Source organism: Catenibacterium sp. GCM10023432 (assembly GCF_042651925.1).
Taxonomy (GTDB): Bacteria; Bacillota_I; Bacilli_A; order Erysipelotrichales; family Coprobacillaceae; genus Catenibacterium; species Catenibacterium mitsuoka.
In genome coordinates, this window is the sequence record NZ_JBHSEB010000034.1 from 67,885 (window position 1) to 85,050 (window position 17,166).

Below are 17,166 nucleotides of genomic sequence, written 5' to 3' on the forward strand. Positions count from 1 at the left end.
AACTAAGCACCTACCTTTGATAACGCCAATTCAAAACGTTCCTTGATCATCTGATTATCTACTACTTCGACTACTGGCATTAAATAACCATAAGTAATCAGCTGCATAGCCTGACGTTTAGTCAAGCCACGTGACTGTAAATAATAAAGATGTTCTTCATCCATCTTCCCTACACCAGCTGCATGAGAAGCCTGGACATCATATTCATCAATATATAAGAATGGATTTGCACTTGCATAACATTTTGGATCAAAGACAATGATCTTATTTGTCTGATGTGATGCTGAACCATTCTGTCCATTTGTAATCGTACCAATACCATCAATCACAAGATGTGCTTCATCTTTCGCAACACCATAGTTATCCATGATACCAGTAGTATGGGGTGCATTATGTTTTATATGCACCTTATAATGTTTCTTTTCTTTATTCTTTGATAAAGCCGCCATTCTTAATCTGACATCTGCCCCTTCACCATCTAATTCAAATGTATAAGAGGCTTCAATAGAAGCATCAGATAATTCAGAATAGCCAAGCTGAAACATACTATCATGAGAAGAATGTCCTTCATCGAGATAAGTATTTTTTCCTGTTCCTCCATTTTCATTAAAGAAATTAACATGTGAATAAGCACCGTTAGTAAATGTACGCTTTAATACGCCGTTTTCTTCAACATGTCTTGTTTCAATCACTTCTGAATGGACATTGTCTTCAAATACATAATGTAGTGACATTTCATTCTTTACATCTACCACTACATGAAGCTGAATGGGTTCTCCATACTTGAATGTGATTGTTGTATCATTGACAACAACTTCTTTAGGAAGATTATCTTCTGTTACCTTCCCATCCACAAAATGAATATAGTGTTCAAAACTATACATTGCTTGTCACCTTATGACCACATACCCCGATAGAAACAACGTCTTCGTCTTCTTTTTCGAGTTCAATGCCTAATTCTTTCTTTACCCATTCATATCCTTCATTGTTGATCTTTTCAATTAGTTCAAAGCCACCTTCTACTACAATGTTTCCATCTACTAATACATGTACATGTGTAGGCTTTACTAATTCATATAATCTTTCATAGTGAGAAACCATAACTAAGCCAAAGTCTTCCTTTTTTGTTTCTCTCATTTCATTGATATTATCAGCGACAATACGTAACGCATCAACATCAAGACCTGAATCAATTTCATCTAATAATGCAAATTTAGGTTCTAGTAATTTCATCTGAAGAATCTCATTACGTTTCTTTTCTCCACCTGAGAACCCTTCATTTAAATAACGATGTGCTAGATTACCATCCATTTCTAAGTCTTCTGTTGCATGATCCATTGCCTTAATGAACTGATATAAGCTTAATGGTTTTTCTCTTCTTGCATTCATTGCAGAACGTAGGAAATCAGAGTTTGTGACACCTGGAATTTCCTGTGGATACTGCATTCCTAAAAATAATCCTTTACGGCTTCTTTCATCTACACTCATAGAAAGAACATCTTCACCATCTAATGTGATTGTTCCCTGAGTCACTTTATATTTAGGATGACCCATGATTGTACCTAATAATGTTGACTTCCCATTTCCATTAGGACCCATCAATGCATGGGTTTCTCCTGTATTAATTGTTAGGTTAATTCCCTTCAAAATCTCCTTGTCACCAATGGCTACATGAAGATCCTTTATACTCAAAACTGACATCATTTTTTCACCTCGAGAATTATTATAAAAGATTACTCGATTAACCTCAAATAATATGATAAAGAATTATGTCTTTCCTAAAGTGAAAAGTTAAAATTCCACTTTAAAAAGAAACGAAAATAATGTGGAATTTAGTCGTTCTGGATTATATTTTCATAAGAATATCGGATATTAATTCTGATATTCTTTTTGTTTTAGGATTGGAACTTAATCATTCGTACACTAGAAATGAGATTTTAACGTCATGAATCATGGGAATTTAAGGCGCAATAAAGTTATGGAATTTCGTTCATTTTTTCGGGTGTAAGACTAAATTCCACTTTAACTGCATATACTATTGTCAGTCTGCATCCCATGTTTCATACATTCTCCGAATGATTTTAGTTATCTTCTTTCAATAAATATGATTTTATCATTTGCTATTTTTTTGATTCCAAATTCCATGAATCTATTGTATAAATCTGGATTAAGGAACTCCATCATTCCAGCGGAGACTTTCCCTTCAGGTTCTCCTTTGGCCGGGAATTGATGTGGGATACCATGAGATTGGCCTTCTTCTGTGAATCAAAACCAAGCACTTTGAGATTCGTCTCTTTAGGACATATGTAACGTACCTCCTTGTGGTTGTTCTCAAGGCTTCCTTTATGGCATGATGCCATAGAATCACAGTAAAAGACATAAGTTCGCATGCTGCCATCATTGTCTTTTTCCAATCCTTCTGCATCTGAGAATTCAGAACCTCTATCCGTCTTGATGACCTTCACTTCCTTTAGGAATAGGTCTTTTCCTAATATTGATTCAAGAGGGTCTACGCTTTCAACCATAGCCTTTGCACTCTTCTCTTCATGGTATATAATAAATATGAAAGAGTAAGACAGGAACTTAAAGGTCTGCATGAACGGACCGCTTTGTCCATTGTAGACAGTATCCATCTCGACGATACTAACGTTGTCATGATCGTCAGTATATGAGATGAAATCCTTATAGGTGCGGCCTATCAGGAATTTTCTGTCTTCTCTTTTTTGTATTTGACAGAATCCTTCTTTGATATTCTTCTTGTCTTGACTCTTAGATCAATATCAAGCAAACCGAACTGTCTAAATACGCCAGATTCTATGTAATTGTATAATGTCTTTTCAGAAATATTCAGTTCAGGATGAGAAGTAATGATCTGATATGGTAAATGACCTTTCTTGATAAGAGGGACAATGATATCAGCTAAGCCTTAAGCTCACTGTATATCATGTTTATTCCTTCTCTTGATTCAATGAGATCAGCCATATATTCCTTATTGGCGATATCTGCAGAATATGTGAACTTATCAAATCTGCAGTGCTGGTATTTAGGACAGCCGTTGCAGGCACCAGGAGATCTGTCTCTTCGCTTGCATTTGAAAACTACTAAATCAGCACAGTTCTTGCATACGTGGTGATGCTTGCATCTGTCATTGTTGGCACAGGGAGGATTAAAACTGCAGATATGTGAATGTTTTCTATGTGCCTTTATTTCTTTGCTTATAGTTGATTTATCCTTTCCAAAAGTTGCAGCGATAGAAGCCTTGGTAGCACCATTTTCTATTCCTCTCTGAATGATTTGTCTGTCTGAAAGAGTAAGCTGCAAATTCTTATTTGATTTAGCCATGATAATCAGCCTTTCATGAAATAGAGAAACAGACATCACAGTAATTATATACCTGAAGGAGAAAATTCAACTGTAAGAGTAAAATCAACTGGAAAGATGTGAAAGACTAAACGCAACTTTGCGCTGCCTAAAGTGGAATTTAACTTTTCACTTTAGTGAATTATGTCTTTTTATGTGAAACAGGGGTAATTATTTGAAAAAAATCATTGAGCATGTATAATATATATGTTGCGCAAGGAGGGTACGTATGAAAGCCAAAAAAATAGCGGCGCTATGTTTAGCGAGTGTTTTACTACTAAGTGGCTGTGGTGGTAAGACAGTAGATGGAAAGAGCGTAGTTGCTTCCACAAGTGAAGGCAATGTATATGCAGATGATGTTTATGATACATTGATTTCTACGAGTGCTGGTAAATCAGCTGCATTCCAATATGTTCTTGATCAATTGATCAATAAGCAATATCCTGTCACAAGCGATATGAAAGATAATGCAAGTGATATGCTTGATAGTATTAAGAATTCTTATAAGAGCCAGTATGGCGAAGACTCTTATGAAAAGCAGTTCAAGAGCGATTTGAAGAGCGCTGGTTATGAAAGCGAAAGTAAGTATAAGAAGAAGCTGGTCTACTCTTTACAGTATGCAGAATTAGTGAAGCATTATGTAAAGACACATTATGATACAGTATTTGATGATTATTATAAGGTTTCTACACCACGTGTTATCTCTATGATCAAAATTTCTACTTCTGATATTTCAAATCCTACTGATGCTGAAAAAGAAAAGCTAGAAGAAGTGAAGGAATTATTAAAAGATGGAAAGAACTTTGGTGATGTTGCCAAGGATTATTCAGATGATTCTGATACTAAGAGCGCTAAAGGTTCTTTAGGTGTTGTAGATAAAACTAGTAACCTTACAAATTCTTATGGCAATGCCATCAATGAATCAGCTTTCTCTTTAACTGAAGGACAGACTTCTGATGTATTAACTGGAAATGATGGTTACTATATTTTAAAGTGTACTTCTACTAATAAAGAGAAAATCAAGAAAAAATTAAAGAATATCACAATTCAGTCACCATTACTTACTTATGATGATAATATCATCTATCTTGCATTCAATACTTATGATATCGAGTATAAAGATGCAAAGGTTAAAAAAGCAGTTAAAGAAGCTGTAAAAGAAGGCTTAAAAGCAAGAGCTGAAGAAAGGAAGTAAGAGATAATGGCAGAATACAAACAGATCCATAAGGTAGAAGTTGAAAAGAAACCTTTTACACTTACTAAGAAAATGATTGCATTACTTGTCATTGCGATTGTCCTTGTTGTTGGTGTGATTGCCGCTTATATTGTGACTGCTGATAAGGATGGTTATACAAGTTCTGTACAGAATAGTTCATCAGAAGTTATCAGTGGTGATGTAAGTGTGACTAAAAAAGGTTTATATGAATACTTATTAGATAACTACGGTGCTAATGAAGTATTAAATGAAGCATATAATAAAATCACTGCAAAAGAGATTACTGATAAAGATGCAATTAATACAAAAGCAAAAGAACTTAAACAGCGTTATGCTGAATATTCTGGTTCATTTGAAACTTATGCAAAGAATCAGGGATATAGTGATGCCAAGACTTTTGAGAAGGAAGTCATTGTACCAGAAGCAAAATCTGAACTATTAGAAGAAAAATATTTAGATACAAAGTTCAATGATGTATGTAAGAAATATAATGTTTCTTATTTAAAGATTGTTGAATACAGCAAAGAATCTGAAGCATTAAAGGCATTAAAGACAGTGACTAGTGCAGATGCAATGACTGCTTTAATGAATGCGAATACTTCTAGTTCTACTGATTTAGGTTTTGTATGCAGCAAGAGTGCTACTACTACAGTTGATAAGAAGATCATCAAAGCTTTAAGCAAGTTTACTTCATTAAAGACTGATGGTGTATACAAGGAAGCTGTAAAATTAAGTACTGGTAAATATGCAGTTGTATATGTATACAACACTGATAAAAGTGCTCAGAAGAATGATATTGTTAAAAACTTATTAAACCTTGGCGATGTGAAAACAGATATTGAAACTTATTATTTAAAGAAATATAAGTTCACTGTCGAAGATGAAAAGGTTAAGAAACAGATCAAGAAAATTTCTAGTAAATATGTAGACTAAGAGACGTGAAAACGTCTCTTTTGTGTTAGAATGAATACAGGAGGTTTTATATGATGGATAATTGTATTTTTTGTAAGATTGCCGCTAAGGAAATTCCTGGCAAAGTTGTATATGAAGATGATACTTGCATTGCATTCTTGGATTTATCACAGACGACTAATGGACATACACTCGTCATCCCTAAGGAACATTATGATAGTTTTTTAGAAGCAGACCCAGAAGTGATGGCACATTGTATGAAAGTGGCTCAGAAGCTTGCAAATAAGATTGTAGAGAATATGCATGCAAAGGGATGTAATATTCTTACTAATGCGAAAGAAGTCGCTGGTCAGACAGTGCATCATTTCCATATTCATATTATTCCAAGATATGAAGAAAATGATCCAATCAAGATTAAATTTACTGATCGTTCAAGTGTTGTAAATCTTGATGATATCTACAACGAAATCATGAAATAGAAAAGCAGGGATTTAAAAAAATCCCTGTTTTTTAGTACACACAATGATATGACATCTCTTTATATTACGATGTGATTAACCTCTCACAAAGTAGCGTGAAACAAAATCCATATTAATTTCTTTGATTTCTCTTTTACCTTCTATATAATCTTCATACATTTCAAAGGGATCTCCAGCCCCAAACAAGCCGCATCCACTGCAGTTCTCACATCCTGCAGAATCATTACAGTCCAATGCTTCTTGTATGATTCTTTTTCTTTCTTCTCTTGTTGTATCTTTTATAAGTACACTCTTCATATCCATCACCCACTCCTAGTATAGAAATAATGAATACAAATAGCAAGCAATATACCTATCTTTTTAATATGTTATGAATATAAAGAAAAGAGATAGCATTTCTACTATCTCTTTCGTATGAATTATTCAGCAGCATCAAAATCTTTAGCAAGTGCTTCTGCTCTTGCACGACGACGTTTAGCATCTGCTAGACACTTATCGAATAATGCTTCTGCGTTTTCAGGATTGATCTTAACTAACTGAGAGAATCTGTTTTCACTCATTAAGAAGTCTTTGAACTTAGAATAATCAGGAGCCTTAGAATCAATTGTAAGTGGGTTCTTACCTTCTTCAGTTAAACGTGGGTCGTATCTTAATAAGTTGAAATAACCACATTCAACAGCCCATTTTTCCTGTCTTGAAGAGTTAATTAATCCACCCTTGATATGATGTTCATTACATGGTGCATAAGCAATAATTAATGATGGTCCATCATAAGATTCAGCTTCCTTCATAGCCTTAATAGCCTGCATTGGGTTAGCACCTAAAGCAATCTGTGCAACATATACATGACCATAAGCCATAGCAATCTGAGCTAAGTCTTTCTTAGCAACCTTCTTACCACTTGCAGTGAACTTCGCAATAGAAGCAGCCTGTGATGATTTAGAAGACTGTCCACCAGTGTTAGAATATACTTCTGTATCAAGAACTAATACATTGACATTCTGATCATTAGCAAGAACGTGGTCTAATCCTCCGTAGCCGATATCATAAGCCCATCCGTCACCACCGATGATCCACTGAGACTTAGTCACTAATTCACCCTTCATATCAAGTAATTCCTTGATAGGTTCATTAGCTGAAGCTTCAACTTTTTCTACTAATTCGTTATAAAGAGCCTTTTCTTCTACTCTCTGACCCTTAACAGCTTCATATTTTTCAAGAATTTCTTTTAATTCTGGCTCTACATCATTCTTATTTGCTTCAATGATTTCTAAGATATGTTTAGACATGTAGTTTTCTGCAAGTTTCATACCAAAACCAAATTCAGCATTATCTTCGAATAATGAGTTAGCCCAAGCCATACCATGACCATTCTTATCAGTAGTACATGGAGTAGATGGAGTTGAACCAGTATAGATTGATGAACATCCAGTAGCGTTCGCAATTCTCATATCAGAACCGAATAACTGAGAAACTAAACGATAATATGGAGTTTCACCACAACCAGCGCAGGCACCAGATGCTTCAAAGTAAGGCTTCATGAATCCAACACCCTTCACTGTAGTTGTAGGATACTTGTCATCTCTATATTCTACATTGTTGTATACATATTCAGATAAAGCAGAATGTTCTAATTCATCCTTAACTGGAACCATTGTAAGTGCCTTTTCACCACGTTTACCTGGACATACGGATGCACATAATCCACAACCTACGCAGTTATCAGGAGAAACCTGGATACGGAATGATAATCCTTCAACACCCTTACCAATTGGTTTTAATACATCATTAGTAATATCTTCTGGTGCATTCTTGATTTCTTCTTCAGTCATTAAGAATGGACGGATTGTTGCATGAGGACATACCATAGCACACTGGTTACACTGGATACAGTTGTCTTTTTCCCACTTAGGAACCTGAATAGCAATTGCACGTTTTTCTTTAATTGCAACACCATTCTGCATAGTACCATCAAGCTTATCTAAGAATGCTGAAGTTGGTAAGTCATAACCTTCAAGAGCATTGATAGGAGCTACGAAGTTATCAAAGTAATCATCACCAGTTGGTTTTCTTAATGGTAATACAGTTAAGTTAGACCATTCTGGATCTACAGTTACTTCTTCAATTGCATCTTTACCAGCATCGATAGCCTTATAGTTAGCCTGAACGATATTTTCACCCTTGTTGCTATAAGACTTCTTAGCCATTTCTTTCATCTTAGTAACAGCTTCTTCGATTGGAAGAATCTGTTCATTCAATGCGAAGAATGCTGACTGTAGGATAGTGTTTGTACGTCTACCCATACCGATTTCACTAGCAATCTTGTTGGCATTAATAATATAGAACTTAGCATGTTTATCTGCTAACTGTTTCTTTACTCTATTTGGAAGATAATCAGCGATTTCTTCTTTAGTAAATTCAGTATTTAATAAGAAACGTCCACCATCTTTTAAGTTCTTCAACATATCATACTTTAAGCAGTAGTTGTCTAATGAACAAGAGATGAAGTCTGCTCTATTTACATAGTAAGTTGCTCTAATTGGCTTATTACCAAATCTTAAGTTAGAACGAGTTGCTCCACCAGCCTTCTTAGAGTCGTATGCGAAATAAGCCTGGCAGTATAAATCAGTATTATCACCAATAATCTTGATAGAAGACTTATTTGCAGATACAGTACCATCAGAACCTAAACCATAGAATAAGCACTGAGTAACACCAGAATTGATATGGAATCCATGAACATCAGGTAATGATAAATGAGTTACGTCATCCTTAATACCAATTGTGAATCCTGTAAATGGATTATCTGAATTTAAGTGATCATAAACAGCCTTGATATGCTGAGGTGTAGTATCCTTAGAACCCATACCATAACGACCACCAATAACCAATGTATCAGCATCTCTAATAACTGAACATACATCAAGGTATAATGGTTCACCAGTAGCACCCATTTCCTTAGTACGATCAAGTACAGCAATCTTCTTAGCAGTTGCTGGTAAAACAGCCTTTAAATATTTTGCAGAGAATGGTCTATAAAGATGTACTTTGATTACACCAACCTTTTCTCCTTCTTTAGCCATTTCATCAATAGTATCTTTAATAGTTTCAGTTACTGAACCCATTGCGATAATAACTCTATCTGCTTCTGGATCACCATAGTATGTAAATGGTGCATATTCTCTACCAGTAATTTCAGAAATCTTCTTCATGTAATCTGCAGCAATTTCTACAACTGCATCATAATGTTTATTCTGAGCTTCTCTGCTCTGGAAATAGATATCATCATTATCTGCACCACCACGTTCTACTGGATTAGTATGTGGGTTAAGTGCGTTTGCTTTAAATTTCTTAATTGCATCATAATCTACTAATGAAGCTAAAGTTTCATAATCAAGAACTTCAACTTTCTGAATTTCATGAGATGTTCTGAAACCATCAAAGAAATGGATAAATGGTACACCTGCTTTAATTGCAGTTAAGTGTGCAACACCAGCTAAATCCATAACTTCCTGTACAGAATGTGAACAAAGCATAGGAATACCTGTCTGACGGCAGGCATAAACATCCTGATGATCCCCAAAGATATTTAATGAACTAGTTGCAAGAGCTCTTGCAGCTACATGGAAAACACCTGGAAGCATTTCACCCTGAATCTTATAAAGGTTAGGAATCATTAATAATAGACCCTGAGATGCAGTAAATGTAGTAGCTAAAGCACCACCCTGTAAAGCACCGTGTACAGCCCCAGCAGCACCTGCTTCTGACTGCATTTCAACTACGTTTACAGCAGAGCCAAAAATATTTTTTCTTCCCTGTGAAGCCCATTCTTCAGCATGTTCAGCCATTGGTGAAGAAGGGGTAATTGGATAGATACTTGCTACTTCAGAAAATGCATACGCAACATGAGCGGCAGCAGTATTACCATCCATAGATAAATACTTCTTAGACATAATCTTTCAATCCTCCTTATCTACCATTATACGCTGATATGCAATAAAATACTATAATTAATTCTCTTTGTGTATTTTGTTTCTAAACCATATATATTTCTATACTTCATAAGATGTTTATCTAATTCAGCCTGAAAAATAGTTGAATACTCTAATGTGTTAATTGTCATGTTCTATACCCGTCATGTCTTATGAGTGATGCATTCTGCCGTTTTCTTTTAGATAAATCTTTCTATCAAATGCATTTGATGTTAAAATGGGGATGAAATATACAAAAGGAGCATAAAATGAATACGAAAAACTGTTTTATTGGTCAGTCTGGTGGGCCTACGGTTGCCATCAACGCCTCTCTTGCAGGTATTATTACTCAATGCCAGGAAGAAGGATTTACTCATATCTATGGTATGATTAATGGTATCCAGGGACTATTAGAAGATCACTTCATGGATCTAGGTACAACATTTAATTCTGAGGAAAAAATCGATGCATTAAAGCATTCCCCAGCAATGTATTTAGGAAGCTGTCGTTATAAGCTGCCTACAGTAAGTGATGATAAAGGCACTTATGACTTGTTATTTAAAAAATTTAATGATTTAGAAATCACTGATTTCTTCTATATTGGTGGAAATGATTCTATGGACACTGTGGCTAAACTTGCAGCTTATGGTGAAACAATCAATTCCCCTATCCACTTCATTGGGATTCCAAAGACTATCGATAATGATTTGATGGGTACAGATCATACTCCAGGCTTTGGTTCAGCTGCAAAGTATGTTGCAAGCTCTATGTTAGAAATTGCTTATGATTCTTCTATCTATAAGCTAGATGCAATTACTATTGTAGAAATCATGGGACGTAATGCAGGTTGGTTAACTGCTGCAAGTGCACTTGCAAGAACTGAATGTAATGATGCCCCTGATCTCATTTATTTACCGGAAGTCGTATTTGATAAAGAACGTTTCTTGAAGGATATTGAAGAAAAGTTCAAAGAAAAGTCTTCTATCATGATTGCAGTAAGTGAAGGTATTCATGATGAAAACGGAAACTTCTTAGATAGTGGTGATTCACAGCAGTATGATGCATTTGGTCATCCAATCCATTTTGGTACTGGTAAGGTATTAGAAAATATCTGTAAAGAACATTTTGGATGTAAAGTAAGAAGTATCGAATTAAATGTACTACAAAGATGTGCAATGCATATTGCCTCTAAAGTAGATATTGATGAATCTTTCTTTATTGGTAAAAAGGCTGTAGAAACAGCACTTGCTGATCATACAAATGTTATGATGGGTGTTAAAAGAACTAGCAATGATCCATATACTGCAGAATGTATCTATAGTAATGTACAGGATATTGCGAACCTAGAACAGAAAGTTCCAGCAGAATGGATTACTAAAGAAGGTAATGATATCACTCAAGAACTTTATGATTACTTATATCCATTAATCCAGGGTGAAATCGCTATTAGTTATAAGAATGGTATTCCTTCATATATTGATATTGCCCATTTAAAAGAAAATTAAGAACGAATAAAGTCCCTTGTGGGACTTTATTTATTTGCAGTTTAATTTTATGTTTTTTTATTGACGAGTGTATTTCTACATGGTATTATAGGTGAGCAGTCAAGAAATGGGCCTGTAGCTCAGTTGGTTAGAGCGCACCCCTGATAAGGGTGAGGTCGATGGTTCAAATCCATTCAGGCCCACCATGTTTATTTAAAATTTCTTTGGGGCCTTAGCTCAGCTGGGAGAGCGCCTGCTTTGCACGCAGGAGGTCAGGAGTTCGATCCTCCTAGGCTCCACCATTTAGAACTTAACAGACACATTTGTGTCTGTTTTTTTTACCTATTATTAAAGGACAGCCGAGAGGCTGTCCTTTTCGTATTAGAATACGTATTCTTTTAATCTTTGCATGGCTTCCTGTAATAATGGATGTGGTAATGCAATGTTGAGTCTTATACCCCATGGATCATGGAACTGAACGCCACTTTGCCAGTCTACACCTACATCCCATCCTTTTTGAATAAGATCATCAATAGTCAGATGATTCTTTAGACAGTAGTCTTCACAATGTAGGAACACCATATAAGTCCCCTGCGATTGAGATACTTCAATACCTTCTACATTGTTTTTAATAAAGTCATAGGTATATTTCATATTCTGTTCAAGTACCTGATTTAATTCATCCACCCATTCAATAGATTCTTCACGATAGGCACCTATTAAAGCATGCATAGATAAAACGTTCATACTGTTGTAATGTGTCGAAGTAGCTACTTTGTTGAGCTGTTCTCTTAAATAGTCATCACAAATAATATGATAGCCGCCAATAAGTCCCGCTAAGTTAAATGTCTTACTTGGTGCATAAATAGAGATTGTGCGTCTTTTAGCATCTTCACTAATACTATAAGTAGGAATATGCTTATATCCTGCAAATACAATGTCTGACCATATTTCATCTGATACGACAATGACATCATTTTCTTTGAAAACATTCATTGCCTGTTCAAGTTCTTCTTTTTCCCATACACGTCCACATGGATTATGAGGAGAACAGAGAACCGCTAAGCGAATGTTATTGTCTTTGATACGCTTGTCCATGTCCTGATAATCCATGCGCCACACACCCTCTTTATCCTTTACAAGAGGACTTAATTCAGCCACTCGATTTGTATCATTTAACACAGTGGAAAAACCTACATAAGTAGGACTATGGAAGAGAATCTTGTCTCCCGGCTTTGTAAAGGCATGAATGGCACTTGCTAGGCACCCTAAAACACCATTTTCGTAACCAATATACTCTTTCTTTAAATCATGAATATTGTTTCTTGTCTTCTGCCAATACATGATGGCTTCATAATAATCATCAGATGGATAAAAATAACCAAATAGCGGATGTGCGAGACGTTTATTGAGAGCATTCATTACACTTGGTGCTGTCGCAAAATTCATATCAGCCACCCACATTGGAATAATACTAAAACCTTCTTTAGGGAAAGTAGGCTTCTTGACATGACCTTCTTGAGACCCTACTGCATCCAAGGCCATGGCATCTTTTCCTTTTCTATCAATGATTGTTGCAAAATCGTACTTCATATTGTCTCCTTATTATTATAAAAGGATGACTTGAAATGTTACTTAATAGACTGCATTCAGAATAGTATCGAGTGAATAATGTCCTTCTTTATAATCCACTATGATTGCTGTCGCATTATCTGGAAATCTTAAACGTTCATCATGAGGTATAAGTGTTTTAACTAATCCATAAAGTGAACAGCCATGTCCAACAATAAGTACTGTATCATCTTCTTTACTTGATGCAATGATGTCATTAATGGATTCTATATGTTTATTAATCACATCATGGAGATCTTCTCCCTCATATGGTCGATAATCCATTTCGAGCGTATCCATCCAATTAGGCGCATCTATATGCAATTCTTTAACAAATAATGTGTTAATACCTTCTAAGATTCCAAAATTCACTTCTTTCAAACGTTTGTCATAAATAGGTACAATATTATGACCTTGAAGTATAATCTCTGATGTTTCTACCGCTCTTCCAAGTGGTGATGTATAAGCCTTGTTTATACTATAGTCCTTTAATTGTAAAGACATGTTTTCTACCTGTTTAACGCCTAATTTTGATAAAGGTGAATCACACCATCCCTGTGTTAAATTGATTTCATTAAAGTGTGTTTTACCATGTCTTACAAATATAAACTTCATTGATTATTCTCCTTTAAATGCAAAGTGTAGATGATGCTTATTCTTATCTAACAAGAATTCTTCATGTGTCTTAGCACCCCATGTATCATCTCCTGCAACACCCATCTGCTTCTCATTAATACATAATACTGTCTGATATGCTTCAGGCAATTCATCATGATGACGTGCATTTTCTAATTCATAAGGTGTGTAATGTAAAGCTGACATTTCAAAATCATCGCCCTCTAATAATAATACCTTATTTCCACCACGAATCAACACTTCCTTAACATGTGTTCTATTGCCACATTCCTGTGGGTAGAGATAAGGTGTACAGTTGTCTGTGACATTATAATCATATCTTCCAAGCATTGCCCCTTTATTTCTATCTATATAGTTTTCTTCTGGACCAAATCCATAATATGAGACATGCTCCATATCCTTATATAACTGGAATAATAGGCCGAATGCAGGCATTTCAATATTGGATGCAAGAGGCTGATAAGACATATCTACTTCTACTTTTCCATCACCATATACAGTATATGTAAGATAAAGTAGTTCATCTCCTAAACGAGGTAAATCATATGTATATTCAATCTTGCATGATGTTTCTTCTTTAACTACTCTCACAAATTGACATTTAGCATATAAACTTGCAGTTAACCATTCCCCATAGCGATAGCCATATTTATTTTCCACATCATTATTTGTAGAAGCTCTAAAGAAGTTCGGTTTTACAGGCACACGAATGTATTCTTCTTGATGATATCGATAAGACACTAATCCCTTCTGTTTTGAGAAGATGACATTGAAGTCCTTCCCTACTACACCAACATTTAAATAGTCTTCTACCACCTTAACTGGTAAAGAAGAATTCTTTACTGTTTGAGGTTCATAATCATAAATGTACTGTTCATATGCATAGACTTGATTATCTTTCTTTAGATAAATATTCAATGCATATTCTTTGTTATCTTCAACCACAAACGGATTTTTAATTGTAGTTGTGTTTTGTGGTGCACATGCAACAATAACATTCTGTGATTTAATGACATAGCCGTCACATAATAAATCAATCTGTAAAGTGTATTCATTCAAATCAGTAAATAAGTATCTATTATCTAATTTGATTTCCTGTTCATTGATTGTGAAATCTACATATTGATAACAATACTTTACTTCCTGCATCTTAGGAGTATTCTTACGATTCGCAAAGACTAATCCATTGCCACAGAAATCATAATCACTTGGTCTTTCTTTAAAATCTCCTCCATAACAGAGTTTTCCATCATGATATAATGCCTGATCGATATAATCCCAGATAAAACCACCCTGATAAAGAGGATATTTCTTTTCTAAATCAATATACTTAAATAAAGCACCATTACTATTACCCATTGAGTGTGCATATTCACATAGAATGAACGGTTTGTCCTGATGTGTAGTCAAGTACTTTTCTATATCTTTCACATATGTATACATCTGACTTTCAATATCACTTGTCTCATTGTAAGAACGATCATGGGAGATACCTTCATAATGAATAACACGTGATTGGTCTTTGTTTCTTAAGAATTGAGACATTTCATAGAGATTCTTACCTCCGTGAGATTCATTACCTAAAGACCATATAATAATAGAAGGATGATTCTTGTCTCTTTCATACATTGAATTTGCACGATCTAGAATTATATCTAACCATTCAGGCTTATTATCAGGAATAATATGTTCCTTGTCAAAGTACTCACTCCATGTACCATGTGTTTCTAGGTTCACTTCATCAATGACATAAAGTCCATATTCATCACATAGATCATAGACGAAAGATTGATTAGGATAGTGTGATGTACGTAACGCATTGATATTGTGTGCTTTCATATTTAAGATATCCTGTTTTGTTTCTTCATAAGATACATGTCTACCTGTATAAGCAGAAAATTCATGTCTATTAACACCGTGGAAGATGATTCTCTGCCCATTGATACACATAATACCATTTATGATTTTAAATTCTCTTACACCGACCTGCTGGCTGATGCATTCTACTAAACCTTCTTCATCCATTACTTCAATAATCAATGTATAAAGGTGTGGTTTTTCTGCAGACCATAAATGAGGATGATCTAATTCAAATTGAAGAGATGAACTATCTTCTTTTGTTTCACTTGCAATAATTTCATCTTTATATTTCAATGTATAAATAACTTTTACGGGGTGAATGACAGTTGGATTCACTTCTACGACAGCATGATCATAGGTGTCATTCAAATGTGTAAGTACCTTTATATCTTCCAAGTGTGTATGAGGCACCATTTCTAATTCTACATCTCTAAATATTCCTGAGAAACGCCAGAAATCCTGGTCCTCAAGCCAGCTACCGCTACTAAAGCGATACACATTCACTGCAATCTTGTTGTTTCCTTCCTCTATTAAAGAAGTAATATTAAAGCGTGATGGTGTAAAAGTATCTTCACTATAGCCTACAAAAGTTCCATTAACCCATAAAGCCATTGCGGATTCTACACCCTTAAAATTAATATAAACATCTGTGTTATCTTTAATAACTGAACTATCAAAATATGTAATATAGCTGCCAATTGGATTATGTTCTGGAATCTCTCCTGGTATGATTTGTTCTGTGGCAGACCAAGGATAGATCTGATTGACATACATAGGCGTTCCATACCCCTGTAACTGAATATGTCCAGGAACATTGATTTCATCCCAGTTATCACTGTTGTAATCCTTGTTAGAAAAATCTTTAATTAATTGATTAAACCCATTAGCATAATGAAATTTCCATTTACCATTTAAAGAATAGATATAACTACTCTTATTTGTATGCATCTCCTCTAGAGAGGCATAGCGATGTATTGAGGCGTGTGCCTGTTCACGATTGATATTAAATACCTTTGGGTCTTGGACCCATTCATTATTCATTTCCATATGTTTTATCCTCCAAATATAATTATAAAAATATGAGAACAAATAGAAATGGAATGGAGTATAATATAGGGTAATATAGTATAATGCTGTATTTTTTTACTTTTATTGAGATATAATGTTTATGAGGTGATTAATCTGAATAAAAATTGAAAGAGAAAACAAATTTTACCCTAAAAAAGTGCATAAAGCCCCTTTCCCCAAATGGATGGCTATTCTATTTGAGGTGAGTTCGTAGATTCTTTTCTGATGAGTTGTAGAATCTCTGCTTCAGACAAGCCAGTGCGGCTGAGCTGATTGAAGGCATTTCGTAAATTGTTTTTTACGTATTCGATTCGTTGCTTCTTTGTTGTTTCAACATCTGCCATATCTGTTGGGTTAAATACTTCACCAGTTTTTAAAAGGTGATAGACAGCAATAAGTATTTTTCTCGCAATCGCAATGATAGCTCGTTTCTTACCGCGCCTTTTAGTTATCTTGTTAAATTTGTCTGCGTAGTAATCGCAGTTCTTATCTTTTACGTCAGCATGTGCAACCTGAACAAGGCAAGGCTTAAGATAAACACCAGCTTTTGAAATCTTAACTGATTTCTT

The 17,166-nt window shown here is 34.9% G+C and carries 13 protein-coding genes, 2 tRNA genes and 1 pseudogene; 6 read left to right on the top strand and 10 right to left on the bottom strand.

Going from position 1 to position 17,166, the window contains the following annotated elements; genetic code table 11:
* Positions 1-2 precede the first annotated feature (2 nt).
* The 4 genes from ACFOZZ_RS04960 to ACFOZZ_RS04975 all read right to left on the bottom strand — a co-directional run bounded on the left by ACFOZZ_RS04960 (position 3) and on the right by ACFOZZ_RS04975 (position 3,342).
* On the bottom strand, positions 3-884 hold the full coding sequence (locus ACFOZZ_RS04960; protein WP_376814841.1) for a SufB/SufD family protein: 882 nt from the start codon (positions 882-884) through the stop codon (positions 3-5).
* A complete protein-coding gene (gene sufC / locus ACFOZZ_RS04965) occupies positions 877-1,701 on the bottom strand; it encodes a Fe-S cluster assembly ATPase SufC (protein ID WP_055289510.1) in 825 nt (274 codons plus the stop codon). Before sufC ends, ACFOZZ_RS04960 begins: the two co-directional genes overlap by 8 nt.
* A 479-nt stretch (positions 1,702-2,180) precedes the next feature.
* On the bottom strand, positions 2,181-2,597 hold the full coding sequence (locus ACFOZZ_RS04970) for a transposase (protein ID WP_286696943.1): 417 nt from the start codon (positions 2,595-2,597) through the stop codon (positions 2,181-2,183).
* 322 nt (positions 2,598-2,919) lie between these two features.
* On the bottom strand, positions 2,920-3,342 hold the full coding sequence (locus ACFOZZ_RS04975; protein ID WP_376814842.1) for a helix-turn-helix domain-containing protein: 423 nt from the start codon (positions 3,340-3,342) through the stop codon (positions 2,920-2,922).
* A gap of 247 nt (positions 3,343-3,589) precedes the next feature.
* On the opposite strand from ACFOZZ_RS04975, the gene ACFOZZ_RS04980 reads away from it, so the two are divergent.
* The 3 genes from ACFOZZ_RS04980 to ACFOZZ_RS04990 are packed head-to-tail and all read left to right on the top strand — an operon-like array spanning position 3,590 to position 5,967.
* Complete coding sequence (locus ACFOZZ_RS04980; RefSeq protein ID WP_055233179.1) at positions 3,590-4,555, top strand: peptidylprolyl isomerase; 966 nt, start codon at positions 3,590-3,592, stop codon at positions 4,553-4,555.
* 6 nt (positions 4,556-4,561) lie between these two features.
* Entirely contained in the window at positions 4,562-5,509 is a 948-nt protein-coding gene (locus tag ACFOZZ_RS04985) for a hypothetical protein (RefSeq protein ID WP_376814843.1), read from the top strand.
* A 53-nt stretch (positions 5,510-5,562) separates the two neighbouring features.
* On the top strand, positions 5,563-5,967 hold the full coding sequence (locus ACFOZZ_RS04990) for an HIT family protein (protein WP_055233214.1): 405 nt from the start codon (positions 5,563-5,565) through the stop codon (positions 5,965-5,967).
* Between the two features lie 75 nt (positions 5,968-6,042).
* On the opposite strand, the gene ACFOZZ_RS04995 is transcribed toward ACFOZZ_RS04990, so the two are convergent.
* Positions 6,043-6,270: a hypothetical protein gene (locus ACFOZZ_RS04995; RefSeq protein ID WP_055233177.1), complete on the bottom strand. Its 228-nt coding sequence runs from the start codon at positions 6,268-6,270 to the stop codon at positions 6,043-6,045.
* 116 nt (positions 6,271-6,386) lie between these two features.
* Entirely contained in the window at positions 6,387-9,920 is a 3,534-nt protein-coding gene (gene nifJ, locus ACFOZZ_RS05000) for a pyruvate:ferredoxin (flavodoxin) oxidoreductase (RefSeq protein WP_055289418.1), read from the bottom strand.
* A 287-nt stretch (positions 9,921-10,207) separates the two neighbouring features.
* Between nifJ and ACFOZZ_RS05005 the strand changes: the two genes are divergently transcribed.
* The 3 genes from ACFOZZ_RS05005 to ACFOZZ_RS05015 all read left to right on the top strand — a co-directional run bounded on the left by ACFOZZ_RS05005 (position 10,208) and on the right by ACFOZZ_RS05015 (position 11,724).
* Positions 10,208-11,443, top strand: coding sequence for a 6-phosphofructokinase (locus ACFOZZ_RS05005; RefSeq protein WP_376814844.1), 1,236 nt, complete (start codon positions 10,208-10,210; stop codon positions 11,441-11,443).
* Positions 11,444-11,551: 108 nt separating this feature from the next.
* Positions 11,552-11,628 (top strand) — tRNA-Ile (locus ACFOZZ_RS05010).
* 20 nt (positions 11,629-11,648) lie between these two features.
* Positions 11,649-11,724: transfer RNA gene (locus tag ACFOZZ_RS05015), tRNA-Ala, on the top strand.
* A gap of 79 nt (positions 11,725-11,803) precedes the next feature.
* On the opposite strand, the gene ACFOZZ_RS05020 is transcribed toward ACFOZZ_RS05015, so the two are convergent.
* The 4 genes and pseudogenes from ACFOZZ_RS05020 to ACFOZZ_RS05035 all read right to left on the bottom strand — a co-directional run.
* Positions 11,804-13,015 carry a MalY/PatB family protein gene (locus tag ACFOZZ_RS05020; RefSeq protein WP_329966430.1) on the bottom strand — a complete coding sequence of 404 codons (1,212 nt, stop codon included), beginning with the start codon at positions 13,013-13,015 and terminating at the stop codon, positions 11,804-11,806.
* 42 nt (positions 13,016-13,057) lie between these two features.
* Positions 13,058-13,648, bottom strand: coding sequence for a histidine phosphatase family protein (locus ACFOZZ_RS05025; protein WP_055233173.1), 591 nt, complete (start codon positions 13,646-13,648; stop codon positions 13,058-13,060).
* A gap of 3 nt (positions 13,649-13,651) precedes the next feature.
* Positions 13,652-16,576 (bottom strand): glycoside hydrolase family 2 TIM barrel-domain containing protein, encoded by a 2,925-nt coding sequence (locus ACFOZZ_RS05030; protein WP_376814845.1) that lies wholly within the window; start codon positions 16,574-16,576, stop codon positions 13,652-13,654.
* 209 nt (positions 16,577-16,785) lie between these two features.
* Positions 16,786-17,166: pseudogene (locus ACFOZZ_RS05035) on the bottom strand (IS110 family transposase); the annotation flags it as partial.